Consider the following 20,821-nt stretch of genomic DNA (forward strand, 5'->3'; position numbering starts at 1 on the left):
CGGCGGCTGGCGGCAAAGGCGCGCGTTATAGAATCGGCGCGAAGAGCCGCGCGAGGTGCATCGTGATCTTGCGCCACGCCGGCGCGTCGCGGTACTCGCTGCGGTCGATCTCGAACGTCTCTTCGAAGTCGCGCAGCAGCATCGCTTCGACTTCGGCCGCGAAGCCGCGATGCACCGTCAGCACCATGATCTCGAAGTTCAGGCGAAACGACCGGTTGTCGAGATTCGCGCTGCCGATGGCCGCGGCCACGTCATCGATCAGCACGACCTTCTGGTGCAGGAAGCCCGGCTTGTAGCGGAAGATGCGGATGCCTGCGCGCACCGCATCGAAGGCGTACAGCATGGACGCTTCGAAAACCACGTAATGGTCGCGCCGGCTCGGGATCATGATGCGCACGTCCACGCCGCGCAGCGCCGCGAGGCGCAGCGCCGAGAACACGGCTTCGTCGGGCACGAGGTAGGGCGTGGTGATCCACAGGCGTTTTTTCGCGGCATTGATCGCCTCGACGAAAAAGAGCGAGCAGGTCTCCTGGCGGTCGGCCGGACCCGTGGGCAGGACGAGGCAGTACATGTCGTCGCCGTCGCGCGGCACAACGGGGGGCGGTTCGCAGCCGGGGAGTTGCTGGGTGGCCCAGTACCAGTCTTCGGTGAAGGCGAACTGCACGTTGGCGACCGCTGGTCCGCGCAGTTCGATATGCGTATCGCGCCAGGGTGAGAGGCGTGCATTCGCGCCGAGGTATTCGATGCCTACGTTGTGGCCGCCCACGAACGCGTGCTGGCCGTCCACCACGACGATCTTGCGGTGGTTACGGAAGTTGAGCTGGAAGCGGTTGACGAAGTGGCGTTTCGTGGAAAACGGGTGCACTTCCACGCCGCCGTCCTGCAACTCGTGCACGTAGCTGGCGGGCAGGTCGAACGAGCCGATGCTGTCATACAGCAAGTACGCGCGCACGCCGCGTTTCGCGCAGTCGAGCAGCACGTCCTTGAGCATGTCGCCGAGCGCGTCGGCGCGCACGATGAAGAACTGCACGATCACGTAGTGCCGGGCGCGTTCGATTGCATCGAAGATGGCGGAGAAGGTCGCATCACCATTCACGAGTGTGCGCACGGCATTGCCCGGCACGAGCGGCATGCCGCCGAGGCGCGCGAATGTGCGGATCACGCGTACGCCCAGTTCGTCGGCTGGCCATTCGCCCGCGGAGACTAGCTTGTCCCAGTCGGGCGCGGGAGCGCGTGAGCGCAACGTTTCGTTGCGCAGGCGCCGTGCGTCGGCATAGCCCGCGAACTTGCTGCGGCCGAGAAAGAGATACGGGACGAGCGTGAGGTAGGGCATCGTCGCGAGCGAGACGGCCCAGGCGATCGCGCCCTGCGAGGTGCGCGTGTTGAGGATTGCGTGGCACGCCGCGATCAGCCCAAACAGATGGATGATCGCGAGCAGCGTGCCGAGGTGTAACCAGTCGAATCGCATAGATGCGTGGGACGCTCCTTCAGCCGAACGCAGGGCCGGCCCGCGCCGGGAAGCGCACGGCCGGAGGGCTCAATCTTACCGAACCCGTTGCGACGACGGCTATCGGCCCAGTCCTGCACACAGCGAGACGCGGCGCACAGGCGCCGCGTCGTGTTCGCGCATTGCGCTCAGACCGTTAGACCCTAAGATCCTCAGACCGGCAAGTCACAGGCCTGGATCAGGAAAACCTGATCGTCGCCGGCGCTCGTCGAGAGCCAGACGAGCTCGAGGCCGCCGAACGCCGCTTCCACGTGCTCGCGCTCGTTGCCGATTTCGACCACCAGCACGCCGTCGTCGGTGAGCCAGTTGCGTGCGTCCTTGATGATGCGGCGCACGATGTCCATGCCGTCCGCGCCGCCCGCAAGCGCCATTTCCGGCTCGTGGCGGTACTCGGGCGGCAGCGCCTGCATCGAATCGGCGTTCACGTACGGCGGGTTCGTGATGATCACGTCGTAGCGGCGCTCGGGCAGCGGTGCGTACAGGTCGCCTTCGAAGAGGGCGATGCGTTCGTCGAGATCGTGTTCGTGCACATTGCGCTTGGCCACTTCGAGCGCGGGCGCGGAGAGGTCGACGGCGTCGATATCGGCGTTCGGGAACGCGTGCGCCGCGAGAATCGCGAGGCTGGCCGAGCCGGTGCACAGTTCCAGCACCGCGGTGACCTGCTCGGGATCTTCCACGTAGGGCTGCAGGCCGTCTGCGAGCAGCTCGCCGATGAACGAGCGCGGCACGATGACGCGCTCGTCCACGTAGAAGCGCAGGCCGTGCATCCACGCTTCCTGCGTGATGTAGGCGGCGGGCACGCGCTCGGTCGCGCGGCGCTCGATCACGCCGAGCACCTTGTCGATTTCCTCGGGCGTGAGGCGCGCGTCGAGAAACGGGTCGAGCAGGTCGAGCGGCAAATGCAGCGTGTGCAGGATCAGGTACGCCGCTTCGTCGTAGGCGTTGTTCGAGCCGTGGCCGAAGGCGAGCTGTGCGGCCGAAAAGCGCGAGACGCCGTAGCGCAGCAGGTCGCGCACAGTGGCAAAAGTAGCGGCTAGCGGATGGGTCATGTTCTGGACTCCGGAGCGTGTTCGGTTGGCCGTCAGGCGATCAGCTGTTCGAGCACGCGACGATAGATGTTCTTGAGCGGATCGATGAATTTCACTTCGATATGCTCATCGATCTTGTGGATGCTGGCGTTGGGCGGCCCGAATTCGACCACCTGCTCGCACATGCGCGCGATGAAGCGGCCGTCGGACGTGCCGCCCGTGGTCGAGAGTTCGGTGGTGACGCCGGTTTCGTCGTGGATCGCTTTTTCGAGTGCGCTCGAGAGCGCGCCGCGCGGCGTAAGGAAGGGCAGGCCGCTCACGCTCCAGTGCAGGTCGTATTCGAGGCCGTGCTTGTCGAGGATGGCGTGCACGCGCTTTTGCAGGCCTTCCACGGTGCTGGCGGTCGAGAAGCGGAAGTTGAACATCACGTCGGCATGGCCCGGGATCACGTTGCTCGCGCCGGTGCCGCTGTGCATGTTCGAGACCTGCCACGTGGTGGGCGGGAAGTATTCGTTGCCGTCGTCCCACTTTTCAGCGACGAGTTCGGCAAGCGCGGGAGCCAGCAGATGCACCGGGTTCTTCGCGAGATGCGGATAGGCAATATGCCCCTGCACGCCCTTCACGACGAGCTTGCCCGACATCGAGCCGCGGCGGCCGTTCTTCACGCAGTCACCGAGCGTGTTGGTCGAGGTCGGCTCACCGACGATGCAGTAATCCATCTTCTCGCCGCGCGCCTGCAGCGCCTCGACGACCTTCACGGTGCCGTCGGTCGCCGGGCCTTCCTCGTCGCTCGTGATGAGGAAGGCGATCGCGCCACGATGTTGCGGATGCGCCGCCACGAACTCTTCGCTTGCCACCACGAAGGCCGCAAGCGAGGTCTTCATGTCGGCGGCGCCACGGCCGTAGAGCACGCCGTCGCGGTGCGAGGGCTGGAACGGAGGCGAACTCCATTGTTCGATGGGGCCGGTCGGCACGACGTCGGTATGGCCCGCGAAGGCAAGCAGCGGGCCTTGCGCGCCCGCGGTGCCGCGCTTGACGGCCCACAGGTTCGTCACGCCGTTGGATTCGATCGTTTCGCACGCGAAGCCGAGCGCGCCAAGGCGTTCGGTCATGATGCGCTGGCAGTGCTGGTCGTCGGGCGTGACGGACGCGCGCGCGATCAGGGCTTCGGTAAGGGCGAGGGTGGCGGACATAAAAAGACCACTTTCAATAAAAATGCCGGCACAGCTGACGGAGCAGGGGCCGGCAACAACTTGTCATGACCGTATGCGCTCGATCTTCCATGGAGCAGATCGGGCGCACCGGTCTCATGCGGCGCTCAGGCGAACAGCTCCGCATACTGGTCGGCGGAAAAGCCAAGCGTCTTCACGCGGCCGTTCACCACGACTACGGGCCGCTTGATGATCGACGGCTTGTGGATCATCAGCGCAATCGCGCCGGCGGTCGTGTCGGCTTCGGCCTTGTGCACGTCCGACAGGCCGCGCCACGTCGTGCCGCGCTTGTTGATGAGCTGATCGAGCGACACGTCCTTGAGCCAGTCCTGGACGAGTGCGTTCGAAACGCCCGCCTTCTTGAAGTCGTGAAACTCGAACTCGACGCCGTGCTCTTCGAGCCACACGCGGGCCTTCTTCACGGTGTCGCAGTTCGGAATGCCGTAGACAACGGTTTTGGCGGACTTCGCCATCAGTCGCCTCGCAGCAGCTCGTTCAGGCCGACCTTGGCGCGCGTCTTCGCGTCGACCTTCTTGACGATCACGGCGCAGTACAGGCTGTGCGAGCCGTCCTTCGAGGGCAGGTTGCCCGCGACCACGACCGAGCCCGCCGGAATACGGCCATACGAGACTTCGCCGGTTTCGCGGTCGTAAATCTTGGTCGACTGGCCGAGGTACACGCCCATCGAGATGACCGAGTTCTCTTCGACGATCACGCCTTCCACGACTTCCGAGCGCGCGCCGATGAAGCAGTTGTCTTCGATGATGACCGGATTGGCCTGCAGCGGCTCGAGCACGCCGCCGATGCCAACGCCGCCCGAGAGGTGCACGTTCTTGCCGATCTGCGCGCACGAACCGACCGTCGCCCACGTGTCGACCATCGTGCCTTCATCGACGTACGCGCCGATGTTGGTGTACGACGGCATCAGCACGACGTTCTTCGCGATGAACGAGCCGCGGCGCGCGATAGCCGGCGGCACCACGCGGAAGCCGCCCGCGGCGAAGTCTTCGGCCGTGTAGTTGGCGAACTTCGAGGGCACCTTGTCGTAGAACTGGCTGTAGCCGCCCGCGGGCATCGGCGCGTTGTCTTCCAGGCGGAACGACAGCAGCACGGCCTTCTTCACCCACTGGTTGACGACCCAGTCGCCGTCCTTCTTCTCGGCGCAGCGCAGCGCGCCTTTGTCCAGTTCGGCGATGACGTGGGCGACGGCTTCGCGCACGTCGTTCGGGGCCGACTTGGGCGAAAAGTCGGCGCGGTTTTCCCAGGCGGTGTCGATGATCTGCTGAAGTTGTTGCGACATGGTGGTGATTTCGTGAGAGTAATGGTTGAAAGCGGTGTTGCGCGCAGCGAGGCAGGACCCCGGCGCGCAGGCAAAAGCTTTACGGTTTGAGCGAGCGGCAGAACTCGACGATGCGCTGCGCGCCCTCGATGCACTCCTCGACGTCGGCGACGAGCGCCATGCGGACGAAGTCTTTACCCGGATTCGTGCCATGCGCCTCGCGCGCGAGGAACGAGCCGGGCAGAACCGTCACATTATAGTCGGCGTAGAGACGCTGGGCGAACGCGGTGTCCGAGAGGCCGGTGCGCGCGACGTTGGCCCAGAGGTAGAACGCGGCGTCGGGCAATTTCACGTCGAGCACGTCGGCGAGCATGGGCGTGACGGTCGAGAACTTCTTCAGGTATTTCGCGCGGTTTTCGCGCACGTGCGCCTCGTCGCCCCAGGCCGCGATGCTGGCGGACTGCCAGACCGGCGACATGGCCGAGCCGTGATAGGTGCGGTACAGCAGGAACTGCTTGAGGATGGCGGCGTCCCCGGCCACGAAGCCCGAGCGCATGCCGGGCGCGTTCGAGCGCTTGGAAAGGCTCGACAGCATGACGAGACGCTCGAAGTCGCGGCCCAGCTTGTGCGCCGCTTCGAGACCGCCGAGCGGCGGATTCGCTTCGTCGAAATAGATTTCCGAGTAACACTCGTCCGAGGCGATGACGAAGCCATAGCGGTCGGAGAGCGCGAACAACTCGCGCCAGTCGTCGAGCGTGATCACGGCGCCCGTGGGGTTGCCCGGCGAGCACACGTACAGCAGCTGCGTGCGCGCCCAGACTTCTTCAGGAACCTGCGAATAGTCGCAGGCGAAGTTGCGGGCCGGATCGCTGTTCACGAAGTACGGCTCGCCGCCGCCCAGCAGCGCGGCGCCTTCGTAGATCTGGTAGAAAGGGTTCGGGCAGAGTACGATCGCCCGCTTTGCGGGATCTTTCACGCCCGCTGTCGGGTCGACCACGGCCTGCGCCAGTGCGAAAAGCGCCTCGCGCGAGCCCGAGACGGGCAGGATTTCCGTGTTCGCGTCGATGGCCGGCAGTCCGTAGCGCGCCTTCACCCAGTTCGCAATCGACTCGCGCAGCGCCGGGGTGCCCGCCGTGGCTGGGTACGACGAGAGGCCATCGAGCGATGCCACGATGGCGTCGCGGATCAGCGCAGGCGTGGGGTGTTTCGGCTCGCCGATCCCGAAGCTGATATGGCGCTGGCCGGCGTTCGGCGTGACGTCCTTGAAGAGTACGCGCAGCTTTTCGAAGGGATAGGACTGAAGGGTGTCGAGTAGCGGATTCACTTGGGCGTCGGACAGGCGTGGGCGAAAGACGGATGGCGTGGCGCGCAGGATGGGAGCGGCCGGTGCGAGCCGGCGAGCCAGTTGCGCTGCGCTCGGCTTGGCTCGGCGAAAAACACAGAGGCGCGGCCTTGGAACTGCAAGCGCTCGATTATAGCGTGGCGTCGTTGCTGCTGCGGGCGCCAGCCGGAACCCGCCCTGGCGCAGCCGGTGCTCGCCGGACGACGAGACAAAGGAAAAGCATGGAATTTTCGAATCACGTTCCGAACAGCGGCGCCAGCGCTGTGAACGCGCGGCCGGGCCAAGGGAAACGCGAGCAATGAGCCAGAGCACCAGCTTGCGCGCCGCATGGCCGACGCTCGCCATCATGATTGGCGCGTCCGTATGGGGTTTCGTCTGGTATCCGCTGCGCATGCTGGCGGCCGCCGGGCTCACCGGCACGGCATCGAGCGCCGCGACGAGCGCAGCCGGCTGCCTCTTCGTGCTGGTGCTGCGCTGGCGCTCGCTCGCGACCGTGCGCTGGCACTGGGTCCTGCCGATGCTCGGGCTTGCTGCGGGCGTGACCAATGTGGGTTTCGTGTGGGGCGCGATTCACGGCGAAGTGATGCGCGTGCTGCTGCTCTTTTATCTGACCCCGGCGTGGACGGCGATCTTCGCGCACTTCATCCTGCACGAACGCCTGAACTGGGCGGGAGGCGCGCTCGCGACGCTTTCGCTGCTGGGTGCGATCCTGATGCTCTGGTCGCCGAAACTCGGCGTGCCGCTGCCCGCCAACGCCGCCGAATGGGCCGGTTTGATTGGCGGCATGGGCTTCGCGATGAGCAATGTGCTCGTGGTGAAGACGAGCCGCGTGCTGCCGCATATGAAGCCGGAGATGCGCACCGCCGTGATCTTCGCGGGCGCGGCGCTGTTCGGCGCGCTGACTTCGTGCTTCGAGCCGATGTCGGCCGCTCCGGCTGGCGAGCATCTCGCGCGCGTCGTGCTGCTGGTGCTCGCGCTCGGCATCGTGCTCGGCACCAACAACATGCTGGTTCAGTACGGGCTTGCCCGCGTGCCGGCTAACCGCGCGTCGATCATCATGCTGTTCGAGATCGTCGTCACGGCGCTCACGTCGTGGCTCTTCGCGGGCGAGACGCCGGGCCCGCGCGAATGGGCGGGCGGCGCGTGTATCGTGCTTGCTTCGTTGCTGTCGAGCTGGGTGCACCGCGCGCAGGACACGCGCAAGCGCGGCGCACACGTGAGCGCCGACGCGAGCGTCATGACCCATGCCGACGCAAGCCGCACCGATGACGCGGACGACGCCGACGGTAACGGCCCCGGCGGCGACGATGGCAACGGCGGTGGCAACGGCGATGGCAACCCAGGCGGCGGCTCGGGTCCAGGGCCTTCCCGCGCGCGGAATGGCGCGCGTGCGATGGTATGATTGCCGCTGATTCCCGCCGACCGCTCGCGCGCATGCGCGTTCGTGCGGCGAGCCGTGGCGCCTGCCTTGCGCGCACTGCGCCGCCGTGCGATCGATACCGGATTCGCGGCGGCAAGCGACGTACGGCACGGGCGGTCCCGTTCACCACTATTCAAACAGCGATATCGCCGTGCGTCTGACCTCGATTAAACTCGCTGGCTTCAAATCATTCGTCGATCCCACGCATTTCCAGGTTCCGGGCCAACTCGTCGGAGTGGTCGGGCCGAATGGCTGCGGGAAATCCAACATCATCGACGCGGTGCGCTGGGTGCTGGGTGAATCCCGGGCGTCCGAGCTGCGTGGCGAGTCGATGCAGGACGTCATCTTCAACGGTTCCACCGCGCGCAAGCCGGGCAGCCGCGCGAGCGTCGAACTGGTGTTCGACAACGCGGACGGCCGCGCCGCCGGGCAGTGGGGCCAGTATGCCGAGATTGCCGTGAAGCGCGTGCTCACGCGTGACGGCACATCGAGCTACTACATCAACAACCTGCCGGCGCGCCGGCGCGATATCCAGGACATCTTCCTCGGCACGGGCCTCGGCCCGCGCGCCTACGCGATCATCGGGCAGGGCATGATTGCGCGGATCATCGAGGCGAAGCCCGAAGAGCTGCGCGTGTTCCTCGAAGAGGCCGCGGGTGTTTCGAAGTACAAGGAACGCCGCCGCGAGACCGAAAACCGTCTGCACGACACGCGTGAAAACCTCACGCGTGTCGAGGACATCGTGCGCGAACTGTCCAACAACCTCGAAAAGCTCGAGGGGCAGGCAGTCGTCGCCACGAAATTCCGCGAGCTGCAGTCCGAGGGCGAGGAAAAGCAGCGCCTTCTGTGGCTCTTGCGCAAGAACGAGGCGGCGGGCGAGCAGCAACGCCAGCAGCGCGCGATCGAGCAGGCGCAGATCGACCTCGAGCGGCATACCGCGCAGCTGCGTGAAGTGGAAGCGCAGCTCGAAACACTGCGCGTGGCGCACTACTCCGCAAGCGACGCCATGCAGGGCGCACAGGGCTCGCTCTATGAAGCGAACGCCGAGGTGAGCCGTCTCGAAGCCGAGATCAAGTTCATCGTCGAGTCGCGCAACCGCGTGCAGGCGCAGATCGCCGCGCTCACCGCGCAGCGCGAGCAATGGCAAGTCCAGGCGCAGAAGGCGCAGGACGATATCGAAGACGCCGAAGAGCAACTGGCGATCGCCGAGGAAAAGGCGGCGCTCGCGGAGGAAGACGCAGCGGCAAAGCAGGAAGCCTTGCCCGCGCTCGAAAACCGCTGGCGCGACGCCCAGGCGCAACTGAACGACGAGCGCGCGGGCATCGCGCGCACCGAGCAGGCCATCAAGCTCGAAGCCGCGCACCAGCGCAACGCCGACCAGATGCTTCAGCAGCTTCAGCAACGCCATGAGCGGCTGAAGTCGGAGGAAGGCGGGCTCGACGCGCCGGACGAAGCCCAGCTCGAAGAGCTGCGCATGCAATTGGCCGAGCAGGAAGAAGTGCTGCACGAAGCGCAAGCGCGTCTTGCGGATGCGCAGGAAACGGTGCCGCGCCTCGACGCGGAGCGCCGCGCCGCGCACGAGCGCGTGCAGGCTGAAAACGCGCAGATCCACCAGTTCGAAGCGCGTCTGGCCGCACTCAAGCAGTTGCAGGAAAACGTACAGACGGAGGGCAAGATCCAGCCGTGGCTCGAGCGTCACGAACTGGGCGCGTTGCCGCGGCTATGGAAGAAGCTGCACGTGGAAGCGGGCTGGGAAACGGCGCTCGAAGCCGTGCTGCGCGAGCGGCTCGCCGCGCTCGAAGTGTCGAACCTCGACTGGGTGAAGGCATTCGCGAGCGACGCGCCGCCCGCGAAGCTCGCGTTCTATTCGCCGCCTGCCGCGGGGCCGGCAAGCGCCGCGCCTGCGGGCCTCACGCCGTTGCTTTCGCTCGTGCGTATCGACGACGCGGGCCTGCGTGCCGTGCTCACCGAATGGCTCGGCTCGACTTACGTTGCCAACGATCTCGCCGAGGCGCTTGGTCAGCGCGCGCAACTGCCGGCTAGCGGCGCGTTCGTCGTGAAGGCCGGTCACGTCGTGACGCGCGTGGGCGTGCAGCTGTACGCTGCCGACACCGAGCAGGCTGGGATGCTCGCGCGTCAGCAGGAAATCGAGAATCTCGAGCGCCAGGTGCGCGCTCAAGCATTGCTCGCCGACGAGGCACGCACCGCTGTCGTGCGCGCGGAAGCCGCGCACACGCAAGCGGCGCAGGTGCTCACGGAAGTGCGCCAGCAGGCCGAGCGCGCGACCCAGCGGGTGCACGCCCTGCAGATGGATGTGCTCAAGCTCACGCAGGCGCATGAGCGCTACACGGCGCGCAGCACGCAGATCCGCGAAGAACTGGACGAGATTCGCACGCAGATCGAAGAGCAGCGCGCGCTGCGGGCGGAGTCGGAAGCGAACTTCGAACGCCACGACGTCGAACTCGCCGAGCTGCAAGCCCGTTTCGAGGACAACCAGCTCGCGTTCGAAGCGCTCGACGAGGAACTCGGCGCGGCGCGCAACGAGGCGCGCGATCTCGAACGCGCGGCCGCGGACGCGCGCTTTGCGGCGCGCAACATGGCGAACCGCATCGAAGAGCTCAGGCGCAACATCCAGGTCGCGCACGATCAGAGCGAACGCGTGGCCGCTTCGCTCGAAGACGCGCGCGCCGAACTCGAAACGATCAACGAGCAGACCGCGCACACCGGCCTGCAGGACGCGCTGGAAATTCGTGCGCAGAAGGAAGACACGCTGCGCGCTGCGCGCGCTGAACTCGACGACCTGACCGCAAAGCTGCGCGCCGCCGACGAAACGCGCCTCGCCGCGGAGCGCGCGCTGCAGCCATTGCGCGACCGTATCACCGAGCTTCAGTTGAAGGAACAGGCGGCCCGCCTCAATGGCGAGCAGTTCGTCGAGCAGCTTCAGGCGGCTGGCGTAGACGAGGCCGCGCTGCAGGAAAAGCTCACGGCCGACATGAAGCCGTCGTACCTGCAAGGCGAAGTCACACGCATCAACAATGCGATTGCCGCGCTCGGGCCCGTCAATATGGCGGCGCTCGACGAACTGGCCGCGGCGAAGGAGCGCAAGACCTTCCTCGACGCCCAGTCGGCCGACCTCACGAGCGCGATCGAGACGCTCGAGGACGCGATCCGCAAGATCGACCAGGAAACGCGCACGCTGCTGCAAGGCACCTTCGACGAAGTGAACCGTCATTTCGGCGAATTGTTCCCGCGCCTCTTCGGTGGCGGCCAGGCGAAGCTCATCATGACCGGCGACGAGATTCTCGACGCGGGCGTACAGGTGATGGCGCAGCCGCCCGGCAAGAAGAATTCGACGATTCACCTGCTTTCGGGCGGCGAGAAGGCGCTCACGGCCACGGCCCTCGTGTTCGCGATGTTCCAGCTCAACCCGGCGCCTTTCTGTCTGCTCGACGAAGTGGACGCGCCGCTCGACGACGCGAACACCGAACGTTTTGCGAACCTCGTTCGCGCGATGTCGGACAAAACACAGTTCCTGTTCATTTCGCACAACAAGATTGCCATGGAGATGGCGCAGCAGCTTATTGGCGTGACGATGCAGGAGCAGGGCGTGTCGCGCATCGTCGCGGTCGACATGGAAACGGCGGCGGGTTTCGCCCAGAATACGGTCTAATCGATTTACACGGTCTAACGGACGGCGCGCGTTGCGCGGCCGGCGGCGCCATCGGTGAGGCAGCCGCCGCGCGCAATGCGCTTGCCACAGAAACGGCGCGCACAACGAGCGCGCTGTCGAATAAGAATTGCTGATGGAGCATGCATGGATGAGTTGACTCTCGGGTTGATCGGCGCGGGCGCCGTGGTAGTCGGGGGCGTGGTGGTGTACAACGCGTGGCAAGGCGCGAGGGTGCGCCGACGCATGCCGCGCCCAATGCCCGAAGAGGCGGTCGAGGCGCCGCAGCGCGACGAGTTCCAGGAGCAAAGCCCGTTCATCGAGCCGGCGCATGCACCGTCGCGTCGCGAGCCATCGCTCGCCGGCGCAGCGGAGGCCGAGCGCGTGGAGCCGGGCTTTGGGACTGTGGCGCCGCTCGACACTCCGGCCGACATCCAGGCGGAAACGACGACCCCTAACGGCTTTCCTGCGGAAGCAGCGGCTACCGAGGAGAGCGGTGAAACGGCGCCAGCCGCAAGCGCGGCTGTTCCCGAATCCGTGAAGGACGACGCCGACGAAGCCGAGCGCATCGAACCCGTCATGCCGGCCGCCACGACGATCTCTTCGGCGCCGCCGGCCGTGGTCGACCGACGTATCGACTGTATTGTGCCGATCCGGCTTGGTGCTTCTGTGCCGGGCGAGCGCGTGATTCCGTTTGCGCAGCGCTTGCGCCGCGCGGGCAGCAAGCCGGTGCACATCGAAGGCAAACCCGAAGGGGGCGACGGCTGGGAGCTGCTGCAAAGCGGCGTGCGCTACGAGGAGCTGCGCGCCGCTGCGCAACTCGCGAACCGCAACGGCCCGCTCAACGAACTCGAGTTTTCCGAATTCGTGACTGGCGTGCAGCAGTTTGCCGACGCGCTCGATGCCGCGCCCGAGTTTCCGGACATGATGGAAACGGTTGCGATGGCGCGCGAATTGGACGGCTTCGCGGCGCAATGCGACGCGCAACTTTCCATCAATGTGATGTCGGACGGCGCGCCTTGGTCGGCAAACTACGTGCAGGCCGTGGCCGCGCAGGACGGCCTGCTGCTTTCGCGCGACGGCACCCGCTTCGTGAAGCTCGACGCGAAGCAGAGCCCCGTGTTCATGCTGCAGTTCGGCGACACCAACTTCCTGCGCGACGACCTCACGTACAAGGGCGGCGAGTTGATTACGCTGATCCTCGACGTGCCCGTGGCCGATGAAGACATCCTGCCGTTCCGCCTCATGTGCGACTACGCGAAGTCGCTTGCGGAGCGCATTGGCGGGCGCGTGGTCGACGACCAGCGCCGGCCGCTGCCGGAGTCCGTGCTGCAGTCGATCGACAAACAGCTCATGACGCTTTACGCGAAGCTGGAGCAGGCCGGCATTCCGGCCGGCTCGCCGGCCACGCGGCGGCTGTTCAGCCAGTAACGCCGCAGGCCTGTAGCCGGCCGGCAGACAAGGCGCGGTGCCGTAAAGGCGCCGCGCCTTTTTTGCGTGCGCGTGGCGCGGCGCGCTTGGCACGGGCGGATAGGGGTGATCGGTCATGGAGGGGCGAGCGCCGTTACCGGCACAAGTGATGTAGTGCGTTCAAGCTCGCACTGCCGGACCCCGGCGTCAATGCTGCCGATGCAGCGTTAGCCATTCGGCCAGGACCTTGGGGAGGCCCGTTCGGCGGCGCACGAAGAATGCCCGAAGTTAGCCTTTCGGCCGATGCGACACGCGCCGCTTCCTGAGATAATCTGACGTCCGAAATCATTTCCATCTGCGAGTCGCCCAAGGCATGATCCGTCATCCCGCCCGTCCTCCCGAAGAAGCCACCGCTGCGCAGCGCGCGGTGTGGTTGCGCGCCGAACTCGAGCGTGCGAATCACGCCTACTACGTGCTCGACCAGCCGGAGCTGCCCGACGCGGAATACGACAAGCTGTTCGGCGAGCTTCAGCAAATTGAGGCCGCGCATCCCGATCTCATCACGCCCGATTCGCCCACTCAGCGCGTGGGCGGCGAAGTCGCCGGGGGCTTCGAGCCCGTGGTGCACGACGTGCCGATGCTGTCGCTGAACAACGGCTTTGCGGATGAGGACATTGTCGCGTTCGACAAGCGCGTGGCCGATGCGCTCGGCAAGATCGAGGGCGCCGAAGTCGGCGCAGTCGAATACGCCGCTGAACTCAAGTTCGACGGCCTCGCCATCTCGCTGCGCTATGTCGACGGCGTGTTCGTCCAGGCGTCCACGCGCGGCGACGGCGCGACCGGCGAGAACGTCACGGAGAACGTGCGCACGATCCGCTCGCTGCCGCTGCGCCTGAAGGGCAAGCGCGTGCCGAAGGTGCTCGACGTGCGTGGCGAGGTGCTGATGTTCCGCCGCGACTTCGAGCGCATGAACCAGCGTCAGCGCGACGCCGGCCACAAGGAATTTGCGAACCCGCGCAACGCGGCGGCGGGCAGCCTGCGTCAGCTTGATCCGAAGATCACCGCGCAGCGGCCGCTCTCGTTCTTCGCTTACGGCATCGGCGTTCTCGAGGGCGAGCCGATGCCGGCCACCCATAGCGAACTGCTCGACTGGTACGCGGAAATGGGCTTGCCGGTCAATTCCGAGCGTGCGGTCGTGAAAGGCGCGCAAGGTCTGCTGGAATTCTTCCGCGCCGTGGGCGAGAAGCGCGATGGCCTGCCGTACGACATCGACGGCGTGGTCTACAAGGTGAATCGCCGCGACGAGCAGGACGCGCTCGGCTTCGTTTCGCGCGCGCCGCGCTTCGCGCTCGCGCACAAGTTCCCGGCGCAGGAAGCGCTCACGAAGCTGCTGGCCATCGACGTGCAGGTGGGCCGCACTGGCGCGATTACGCCGGTTGCGCGGCTCGAGCCGGTGTTCGTCGGCGGCGCGACGGTGACGAACGCCACGCTGCACAACGAAGACGAAGTGCGCCGCAAGGACATCCGCATCGGCGACACGGTGATCGTGCGGCGCGCTGGCGACGTGATTCCCGAGGTGGTCAGCGCGCTCATGGACCGCCGACCGGCCGACGCCCAGGAGTTCGTGATGCCGACCGAATGCCCGGTCTGTGGATCGCGCATCGAGCGTCTGCCCGACGAGGCGATCGCTCGCTGTACAGGCGGTCTCTTCTGTCCGGCGCAACGCAAGCAGGCGCTCTGGCACTTCGCCCAGCGCCGCGCGCTCGATATCGACGGCCTGGGCGAGAAGATCATCGACCAGCTGGTTGACCAGAACCTCGTGCGCACGCCCGCCGATCTTTTCAATCTCGGCTTCGGCACGCTCGCGCAGCTCGATCGCATGGCCGACAAATCGGCGCAAAACCTGCTCGACTCGCTTGAAAAGGCCAAGTCCACGACGCTTGCGCGTTTTATCTACGCGCTCGGCATCCGGCACGTGGGTGAGTCGACGGCAAAGGATCTCGCCAAACACTTTGGCTCGCTCGATCCGATCATGAGCGCTTCGGTCGAGGAACTGCTCGAAGTCAACGATGTGGGGCCGATCGTCGCGCTCGCCATTCACGAGTTTTTTGCGGAAGAGCATAACCGCACGGTGATCGAGCAACTGCGCGCGCCGGGCAAAGTAACATGGGCGGAAGGTCCGCCCGCGCCGAAGGCGCCAGTGGGCGTGCTGGCCGGCAAGACGGTGGTGCTCACCGGCACGCTGCCCACGCTCTCGCGCGACGAGGCGAAGGAAATGCTGGAGGCGGCCGGCGCAAAGGTGGCCGGCTCGGTGTCGAAGAAGACCGATTACGTGGTGGCGGGCGCCGACGCGGGCAGCAAGCTCGCAAAAGCCGAGGAACTCGGCGTGCCGGTGCTCGACGAAGAAGCAATGCGCAAGCTCCTGGAGGGGCAAACGACATGATTCGCGAAATTCTCAGAATGGGTGATCCGCGCCTGCTCAGCATTGCCCGGCCGGTCGATCACTTCGATACGCCCGAACTGCACGAACTCATTGCCGATATGTTCGACACGATGCACGCGGCGAACGGCGCAGGCCTCGCCGCCCCGCAGATCGGCGTCGACCTGCAGGTGGTGATCTTCGGTTTCGAACAGAACGAGCGCTATCCCGAAGCGCCGGCCGTGCCGCAAACGGTGCTCATCAACCCGGTCATCCATCCTCTGTCGCACGACATGGAAGAGGGCTGGGAGGGGTGTCTTTCGGTGCCGGGCATGCGTGGTGCCGTGAGCCGCTATTCGATGATTCGCTATGACGGCTTCGATCAGTACGGCCAGCCCATCGAGCGTGTGGCGGAGGGTTTTCACGCGCGGGTCGTTCAGCACGAATGCGACCATCTGATCGGCAAGCTGTACCCCATGCGTATTACCGACTTCTCGAAGTTCGGCTTTACCGAGGTTCTGTTTCCGGAACTCGATCCGAACAGCGACGACTGAAGATCGAAGCATCATGAAAAACGGGAGCCATCTGGCTCCCGTTTTTCATGCAACGCGGCGTTTGGCGCCGATGCGGCGTTAGAACGCCTCGTCAGCGGCCAGATAGCGCCATTGGCCTTGCGGCAGCGCGCCGAGCAGCACGCGGCCCATGCGCACGCGCTTGAGGCCCACGACCTTGAGGCCGACCAGTTCGCACATGCGGCGGATCTGGCGCTTCTTGCCTTCGCGCAGCACGAAACGCAACTGCTCGCCGTTTTGCCAGCTCACCTGCGCGGGCTTGAGCGGCACGTCGTCGAGCGACAGGCCGTGGCGCAGTTGCGCGAGCAACTCGGCCGGGAAGTGCTGATCGATTTCGGTCTCGATGTCGTTGTAGGTGACGCGTACGAGATATTCCTTGTCGATGTCCGAGCTCTCGCCGATCAACTGCTTGGCCACACGGCCGTCCTGGGTCAGCACGAGCAGACCGGTCGAGTCGATGTCGAGCCGGCCAGCCGGTGCGAGCGTGCGCAGATGTTTGGCCGAAAAACGAATGCCCGAGTGATCGCCGTCCCAATGATTCTCGCCGGTGATCAGTACGGCGGCGGGCTCGTAGCCGTCCTCGGCCTGGCCCGACACATAGCCCACGGGCTTGTGCAGCAGGATCGTCACCTGGCGCGCCTGCGCGGCGAGCGCTGACGGATCGACCTCGATGCGCTGATTCGGCGTGACCTTGGCCCCGAGCGTGTCGACGACTTCGCCGTCGACATACACCCAGCCTTTTTCGATCCACTCGTCGGCTTCACGGCGCGAGCACAGGCCCAGTTCGGACATGCGCTTGGACAGGCGCAGGGTGTTGTCGCCGTCGACTTCCTCTCGCGGCGTGCGGCGCGGTGCGGATTCGGCGTTGTCGGTACGCCGCGGGGGCTTCCCGGCCGACGTCACGGGGCGGGCAGTCTGGCGTGCGCCGCCGCTTTCTTCGGCGCTGCGGCGTGTGCGCGTCGCGCCGCCCTCACGGTCATCGCTTCGGACGGATTTCACCGGGCGCGCGAAGCGTCGCTCCGTTCCCTCGTCGCGGGCGCGTGCTGGGCGGCGGTCGTCACCTTCGGTACGTCGTTCGAAGCGACGCTCACCACTTTCTTCGCGGCCGCGCGGGGGGCGGCGGTCGTCACCTTCGGTGCGCCGTGCGTAGGGCCGTGCGTCACCTTCTTCGCGGCTGCGCGGGGGACGGCGATCGTCACCTTCGGTGCGCCGTGCGTAGGGCCGTGCGCTACCTTCTTCGCGGCTACGCGGGGGACGGCGATCGTCGCCTTCAGTGCGCCGTGCGTAGGGCCGTGCGCTACCTTCTTCGCGGCTACGCGGGGGACGGGGGTCGTCGCCTTCAGTGCGCCGTGCGTAAGGCCGTGCGCTACCTTCTTCGCGGCTACGCGGGGGGCGGCGGTCGTCGCCTTCGGTGCGCCGTGCGTAGGGCCGTGCGCCACCTTCTTCGCGGCTACGCGGGGGACGGCGGTCGTCGCCTTCAGTGCGCCGTGCGTAAGGCCGTGCGCTATCTTCATCGCGGCCGCGCGGGGGGCGGCGGTCGTCGCCTTCAGTACGCCGTGCGTAGGGGCGTGCGCCACCTTCATCGCGGCTGCGCGGGGGACGGCGGTCGTCGCCTTCGTCACGGCGCGTGAACGGACGTGCACCACTTTCCTCACGACCACGCGGCGGACGACGATCTTCGCCTTCGGCACGGCGCGCGTAGGGGCGTGCGCTACCTTCTTCGCGGCTACGCGGCGGACGGCGATCGTCGCCTTGAGCGCGGGGAGCGAAACGACGCTCACCGCCTTCCTCACGAGCACGCGGCGGGCGCCGGTCTCCACCCTCGTCACGGCCGCGCGCAAATCCACGCGCTTCGTCGCCGGTGCGACGGGCGGGGCGGCGCTCGTCGCCGTAGCCGCCTTCGCGAGCAGGCCGCGCTGGACGGCTCGAACCGTCGCGTTCACGCGCCGTGGTTGGCCGTGCCGGGCGCGTGTCGCCGGCGCGAGGCGCGGTGCGCTCGCCCGAGGGGCGCGCAGGCTTGCCCGCCGATGTCTTCGCAGCCGACGCCGGCCGAGCGTCCGCCGGCCGCGCCTCAGCCGGCCGCACCTCAGCCGGCCGCACCGGCTTACGCGCGGTCGTGCTGCCGCGGCGGACGGGGGCGCGTTCCGGAGTGGTCGGGCGCGGATGTTTGGCTGTCAGTTTGGCTCGCATGGATCTGGGTATTTCGCTTGGGTCATTCACACTGCGATCGCGCGCAGCAGTTCGGTTTCGACGTGAATCTGCCGACGGTTGTCGGAAAGTCCCGATCCGTCGAGCAGAAACACGTCTTCCACACGTTCGCCGAGCGTATTGATCCGCGCCGCATGGACGCCGACATGATGCTCCGCGAGTACGCGCGCGATGGAATAGAGGAGGCCCGGCCGGTCGTTCGCCGACACGGACAGGATGTAGTACTGGCCGCGCTCGTCCGCCCGCAGGTCGACGCGCGGCGTCACCGGGAAGGTGCGCGACAGGCGTGAGAGCCGGCCCTTTGACGGTTCGGGCAAGGTATTGTCCGTCGCTTTCAGGCGCGCCGCGAGTTCCTGTTCGACGAGGTTCGCGATATCGCGGTAGTGCACGTCGCCCTCGGTGTGGGCGACGATGAAATTATCGAGCGCATAGCCGTGGCGCGTGGTGCTCACGCGCGCGTCGAGCACGGAAAGTCCGCTGCGGTCGAAGTACGCGCACATCGTCGCGAAGAGGTCGGGTCGGTCCTGCGCGTAGACGAGCACCTGCAGCGCCTCGCCGATGGGCGACGGGCGCGCGCGTACGACCGGCTCGGGTGCTTCGACGTGGCGATAAAGCACGCGCGTTTGCCAGGCAATGTCGGCGGCGTCGTGGCGCAGGAAATAACCCACGTCGAGCTTGTCCCAAAGCGCGCGGTGCGCGTGCTCCGGCACGGTCTCGAGACGCAGCAGCGCGAGCGCCAGTTCCTGACGCGTCTTGAGCTCCGAGTGCGCGTCGGGCTTGGCGCCGCCGAGCACGGCAAGCGTCGAGCGGTAGAGGTCTTCGAGCAGCTTGCCCTTCCAGTTGTTCCAGACCTTCGGGCTCGTGCCGCGAATGTCGGCGACCGTCAACAGGTAGAGCGCCGAAAGGCGCCGCTCCGTGCCCACCAGGTCGGCGAAGCGCTTCACGACCTCGGGGTCGGTGATGTCCTGCTTCTGCGCGACCTGGCTCATCGTCAAGTGCTGCTGGACGAGCCAGACGATCAGGTCGGCGTCGTCGCCCGTGATGTCGTGCTCGCGGCAAAAGCGCCGCGCGTCGGCCATGCCGAGTTCGGAGTGGTCGCCGCCCCGGCCCTTGGCAATGTCGTGGAACAGCGCTGCGACATAGAGCACCCATGGGCGTTCGAAATTGGCGATGAGCTGGCTGCAGAACGGATACTCGTGCGCATGCTCGGCCACGGCGAAGCGGCGCATGTTGCGCAGCACCATCAGAATGTGCTGATCGACCGTGTAGACGTGATAGAGGTCATGCTGCATCTGCCCGACGATACGGCGGAAGTTCAGCAGATAGCGGCCGAGCACGCTCGTCTGGTTCATGAGCCGCATGGCGTGCGTGATGCCAGCCGGCTGCTTGAGGATCTCCATGAAGAGCCGGCGGTTCTCCGGGTCGCGGCGCCAGTTCTGGTCCATGGTCTCGCGCGCGTTGTAGAGCGCGCGCAGCGTGCGCGCCGACAGGCCCTTCACGCCGGGCACCTGCTCGTAGAGCAGGAAGGCTTCGAGAATCGCGTGCGGCTCGCGTTCGAACACGTCGTCGCTGACGATTTCCAGCATCCCCTGCTTTTCGACAAAGTGCTCGGAGAGCGTGCGCGTGATGCCGCTCGTGCTCGGGAAGAGCTGCGCCTCGATGTTCTGGATCAGGATCGTGGAAAGCTGCGTGACTGCCTTCGCTGCCCAGTAGTAGCGGCGCATGAGCTGCTCGCTCGCGCGCCGCGCGCCGCTTGCCTTGTAGCCGAAGCTCTCGGCCACTGCCGTTTGCAGGTCGAACACGAGGATGTCCTGGCGGCGGCCCGCGATCACGTGCAGGCGCGCGCGCAGTGCCTTGAGAAACGCCTCGTTGCGGCGGAGTTCGCGCGCCTCGCGCCCGGTGATGAGGCCGCGCTGGTCCAGTTCCTTCCAGCTGCTGCCGAAGGCCGCGGCCTCGGTGATCCAGAGGATCAGCTGCAGGTCGCGCAGGCCGCCGGGGCTTTCCTTGACGTTGGGCTCGAGCGAGTAGGGCGTGTCCTGGAAGCGCGCGTGGCGCTGGCGCATTTCGAGCACTTTCGCCTGGAAGAACGCGCGCGGGTCCATGGCGTCGCGATAGCGCTGCGCGAAGTCGCCGAAGAGCGCTGCGCTGCCCGTGATGCGGCGCGCCTCGAGGAGCGACGTGCGCACGGTGACGTCGTTGGCGGCTTCTTCGAGGCATTGCGAGACGCTGCGCACGCTGCTGCCGATATCGAGTCCGAGATCCCACGCAAGGCCGATGAATCGCTCGATGCGGTCTTCGAGCAGCGCGAGCGGCTCGTCGTCCGGCAGCAGGACAAGGATGTCGACGTCTGACCAGGGCGCAAGTTCGCCGCGCCCGAAACCGCCCACCGCCACGAGCGCGAGCGTGTCCGGCAGCTCGCAGAGATTCCAGGCGCTGCGCAAGGTGTCGTCGGTGGTGCGGGCGAGGGCGCGCATCAACGAATCGACATTGGTCGCGGTCTTGAAGCGCTCGAGCAACTGGGCCTTGGCGGCCTTGTAGTCGGACTTCAGCGACGACGTATCAGGAACGGCGACAGCGGGAACGCTCATGGGCTCGGATCGTGTCTGGCGTGGTTGGGCAGGCGGCCGGTCGTGCGCGCGACGGGTCTCGCGTTTGGCGGGTGGCCGCGTGGGTTCGTCTGTTAGTGCGTCGGGTGCTTTACAGGCTGCTTTCCTGGCGGCTCGGCAGGCTGCCCTGGCGTGCTGCTGGCGCCGGGAGG

Annotated in this window: 14 protein-coding genes; 5 read left to right on the forward strand and 9 right to left on the reverse strand. The window is 66.4% G+C overall.

The features are described 5' to 3' along the window. Window positions 1-25: 25 nt before the first annotated feature. The 6 genes from cls to dapC all read right to left on the reverse strand — a co-directional run bounded on the left by cls (window position 26) and on the right by dapC (window position 6,349). Window positions 26-1,468: a cardiolipin synthase gene (cls, locus tag U5A65_RS18815; protein ID WP_321908820.1), complete on the reverse strand. Its 1,443-nt coding sequence runs from the start codon at window positions 1,466-1,468 to the stop codon at window positions 26-28. Between the two features lie 191 nt (window positions 1,469-1,659). Beyond that, window positions 1,660-2,556 carry a 50S ribosomal protein L3 N(5)-glutamine methyltransferase gene (gene prmB, locus U5A65_RS18820; protein ID WP_321908817.1) on the reverse strand — a complete coding sequence of 299 codons (897 nt, stop codon included), beginning with the start codon at window positions 2,554-2,556 and terminating at the stop codon, window positions 1,660-1,662. Between the two features lie 32 nt (window positions 2,557-2,588). Then, a complete protein-coding gene (gene dapE / locus U5A65_RS18825) occupies window positions 2,589-3,728 on the reverse strand; it encodes a succinyl-diaminopimelate desuccinylase (protein ID WP_321908815.1) in 1,140 nt (379 codons plus the stop codon). Between the two features lie 125 nt (window positions 3,729-3,853). After that, complete coding sequence (locus tag U5A65_RS18830; protein WP_028204073.1) at window positions 3,854-4,219, reverse strand: ArsC family reductase; 366 nt, start codon at window positions 4,217-4,219, stop codon at window positions 3,854-3,856. Next, window positions 4,219-5,046 carry a 2,3,4,5-tetrahydropyridine-2,6-dicarboxylate N-succinyltransferase gene (dapD, locus tag U5A65_RS18835; protein ID WP_028204072.1) on the reverse strand — a complete coding sequence of 276 codons (828 nt, stop codon included), beginning with the start codon at window positions 5,044-5,046 and terminating at the stop codon, window positions 4,219-4,221. The genes U5A65_RS18830 and dapD overlap by 1 nt, the downstream gene beginning before the upstream one ends. Window positions 5,047-5,125: 79 nt before the next feature. After that, on the reverse strand, window positions 5,126-6,349 hold the full coding sequence (gene dapC, locus U5A65_RS18840; protein ID WP_415765162.1) for a succinyldiaminopimelate transaminase: 1,224 nt from the start codon (window positions 6,347-6,349) through the stop codon (window positions 5,126-5,128). Between the two features lie 316 nt (window positions 6,350-6,665). Here dapC and U5A65_RS18845 point away from each other — a divergent pair, with 316 nt between their 5' ends. From U5A65_RS18845 to def, 5 genes are all read left to right on the forward strand, one after another. After that, window positions 6,666-7,769 (forward strand): DMT family transporter, encoded by a 1,104-nt coding sequence (locus tag U5A65_RS18845; protein ID WP_321946958.1) that lies wholly within the window; start codon window positions 6,666-6,668, stop codon window positions 7,767-7,769. A 169-nt stretch (window positions 7,770-7,938) separates the two neighbouring features. Next, entirely contained in the window at window positions 7,939-11,457 is a 3,519-nt protein-coding gene (gene smc / locus U5A65_RS18850) for a chromosome segregation protein SMC (protein WP_321947024.1), read from the forward strand. A 144-nt stretch (window positions 11,458-11,601) separates the two neighbouring features. Continuing rightward, window positions 11,602-12,885: a cell division protein ZipA C-terminal FtsZ-binding domain-containing protein gene (locus U5A65_RS18855; protein ID WP_321908810.1), complete on the forward strand. Its 1,284-nt coding sequence runs from the start codon at window positions 11,602-11,604 to the stop codon at window positions 12,883-12,885. A 352-nt stretch (window positions 12,886-13,237) separates the two neighbouring features. Continuing rightward, window positions 13,238-15,307: an NAD-dependent DNA ligase LigA gene (gene ligA, locus U5A65_RS18860; protein WP_321908808.1), complete on the forward strand. Its 2,070-nt coding sequence runs from the start codon at window positions 13,238-13,240 to the stop codon at window positions 15,305-15,307. Then, window positions 15,304-15,837: a peptide deformylase gene (gene def / locus U5A65_RS18865; protein ID WP_321934868.1), complete on the forward strand. Its 534-nt coding sequence runs from the start codon at window positions 15,304-15,306 to the stop codon at window positions 15,835-15,837. Before ligA ends, def begins: the two co-directional genes overlap by 4 nt. Window positions 15,838-15,915: 78 nt before the next feature. Here def and U5A65_RS18870 read toward each other — a convergent pair whose 3' ends face one another. The 3 genes from U5A65_RS18870 to U5A65_RS18880 all read right to left on the reverse strand — a co-directional run bounded on the left by U5A65_RS18870 (window position 15,916) and on the right by U5A65_RS18880 (window position 20,651). Next, complete coding sequence (locus U5A65_RS18870) at window positions 15,916-16,854, reverse strand: pseudouridine synthase (protein WP_321908805.1); 939 nt, start codon at window positions 16,852-16,854, stop codon at window positions 15,916-15,918. Further along, complete coding sequence (locus U5A65_RS18875; protein ID WP_321946959.1) at window positions 16,851-17,798, reverse strand: hypothetical protein; 948 nt, start codon at window positions 17,796-17,798, stop codon at window positions 16,851-16,853. The genes U5A65_RS18870 and U5A65_RS18875 overlap by 4 nt, the downstream gene beginning before the upstream one ends. Before the next feature lie 273 nt (window positions 17,799-18,071). Next, complete coding sequence (locus U5A65_RS18880) at window positions 18,072-20,651, reverse strand: [protein-PII] uridylyltransferase (RefSeq protein ID WP_321908803.1); 2,580 nt, start codon at window positions 20,649-20,651, stop codon at window positions 18,072-18,074. Between the last annotated feature and the right edge of the window lie 170 nt (window positions 20,652-20,821).

The organism is Paraburkholderia sp. J10-1 (assembly GCF_905220165.1).
Lineage (GTDB): Bacteria > Pseudomonadota > Gammaproteobacteria > Burkholderiales > Burkholderiaceae > Paraburkholderia.

Excerpts from the sequence above, each read along its gene's own strand:
- dapE (WP_321908815.1), bottom strand. The coding sequence starts at position 3,728 with ATGTCCGCCACCCTCGCCCTTACCGAAGCCCTGATCGCGCGCGCGTCC.
- U5A65_RS18880 (WP_321908803.1), bottom strand. The coding sequence starts at position 20,651 with ATGAGCGTTCCCGCTGTCGCCGTTCCTGATACGTCGTCGCTGAAGTCC.
- dapD (WP_028204072.1), bottom strand. The coding sequence starts at position 5,046 with ATGTCGCAACAACTTCAGCAGATCATCGACACCGCCTGGGAAAACCGC.
- U5A65_RS18855 (WP_321908810.1), top strand. The coding sequence starts at position 11,602 with ATGGATGAGTTGACTCTCGGGTTGATCGGCGCGGGCGCCGTGGTAGTC.
- U5A65_RS18845 (WP_321946958.1), top strand. The coding sequence starts at position 6,666 with ATGAGCCAGAGCACCAGCTTGCGCGCCGCATGGCCGACGCTCGCCATC.
- def (WP_321934868.1), top strand. The coding sequence starts at position 15,304 with ATGATTCGCGAAATTCTCAGAATGGGTGATCCGCGCCTGCTCAGCATT.
- prmB (WP_321908817.1), bottom strand. The coding sequence starts at position 2,556 with ATGACCCATCCGCTAGCCGCTACTTTTGCCACTGTGCGCGACCTGCTG.
- U5A65_RS18830 (WP_028204073.1), bottom strand. The coding sequence starts at position 4,219 with ATGGCGAAGTCCGCCAAAACCGTTGTCTACGGCATTCCGAACTGCGAC.
- ligA (WP_321908808.1), top strand. The coding sequence starts at position 13,238 with ATGATCCGTCATCCCGCCCGTCCTCCCGAAGAAGCCACCGCTGCGCAG.
- cls (WP_321908820.1), bottom strand. The coding sequence starts at position 1,468 with ATGCGATTCGACTGGTTACACCTCGGCACGCTGCTCGCGATCATCCAT.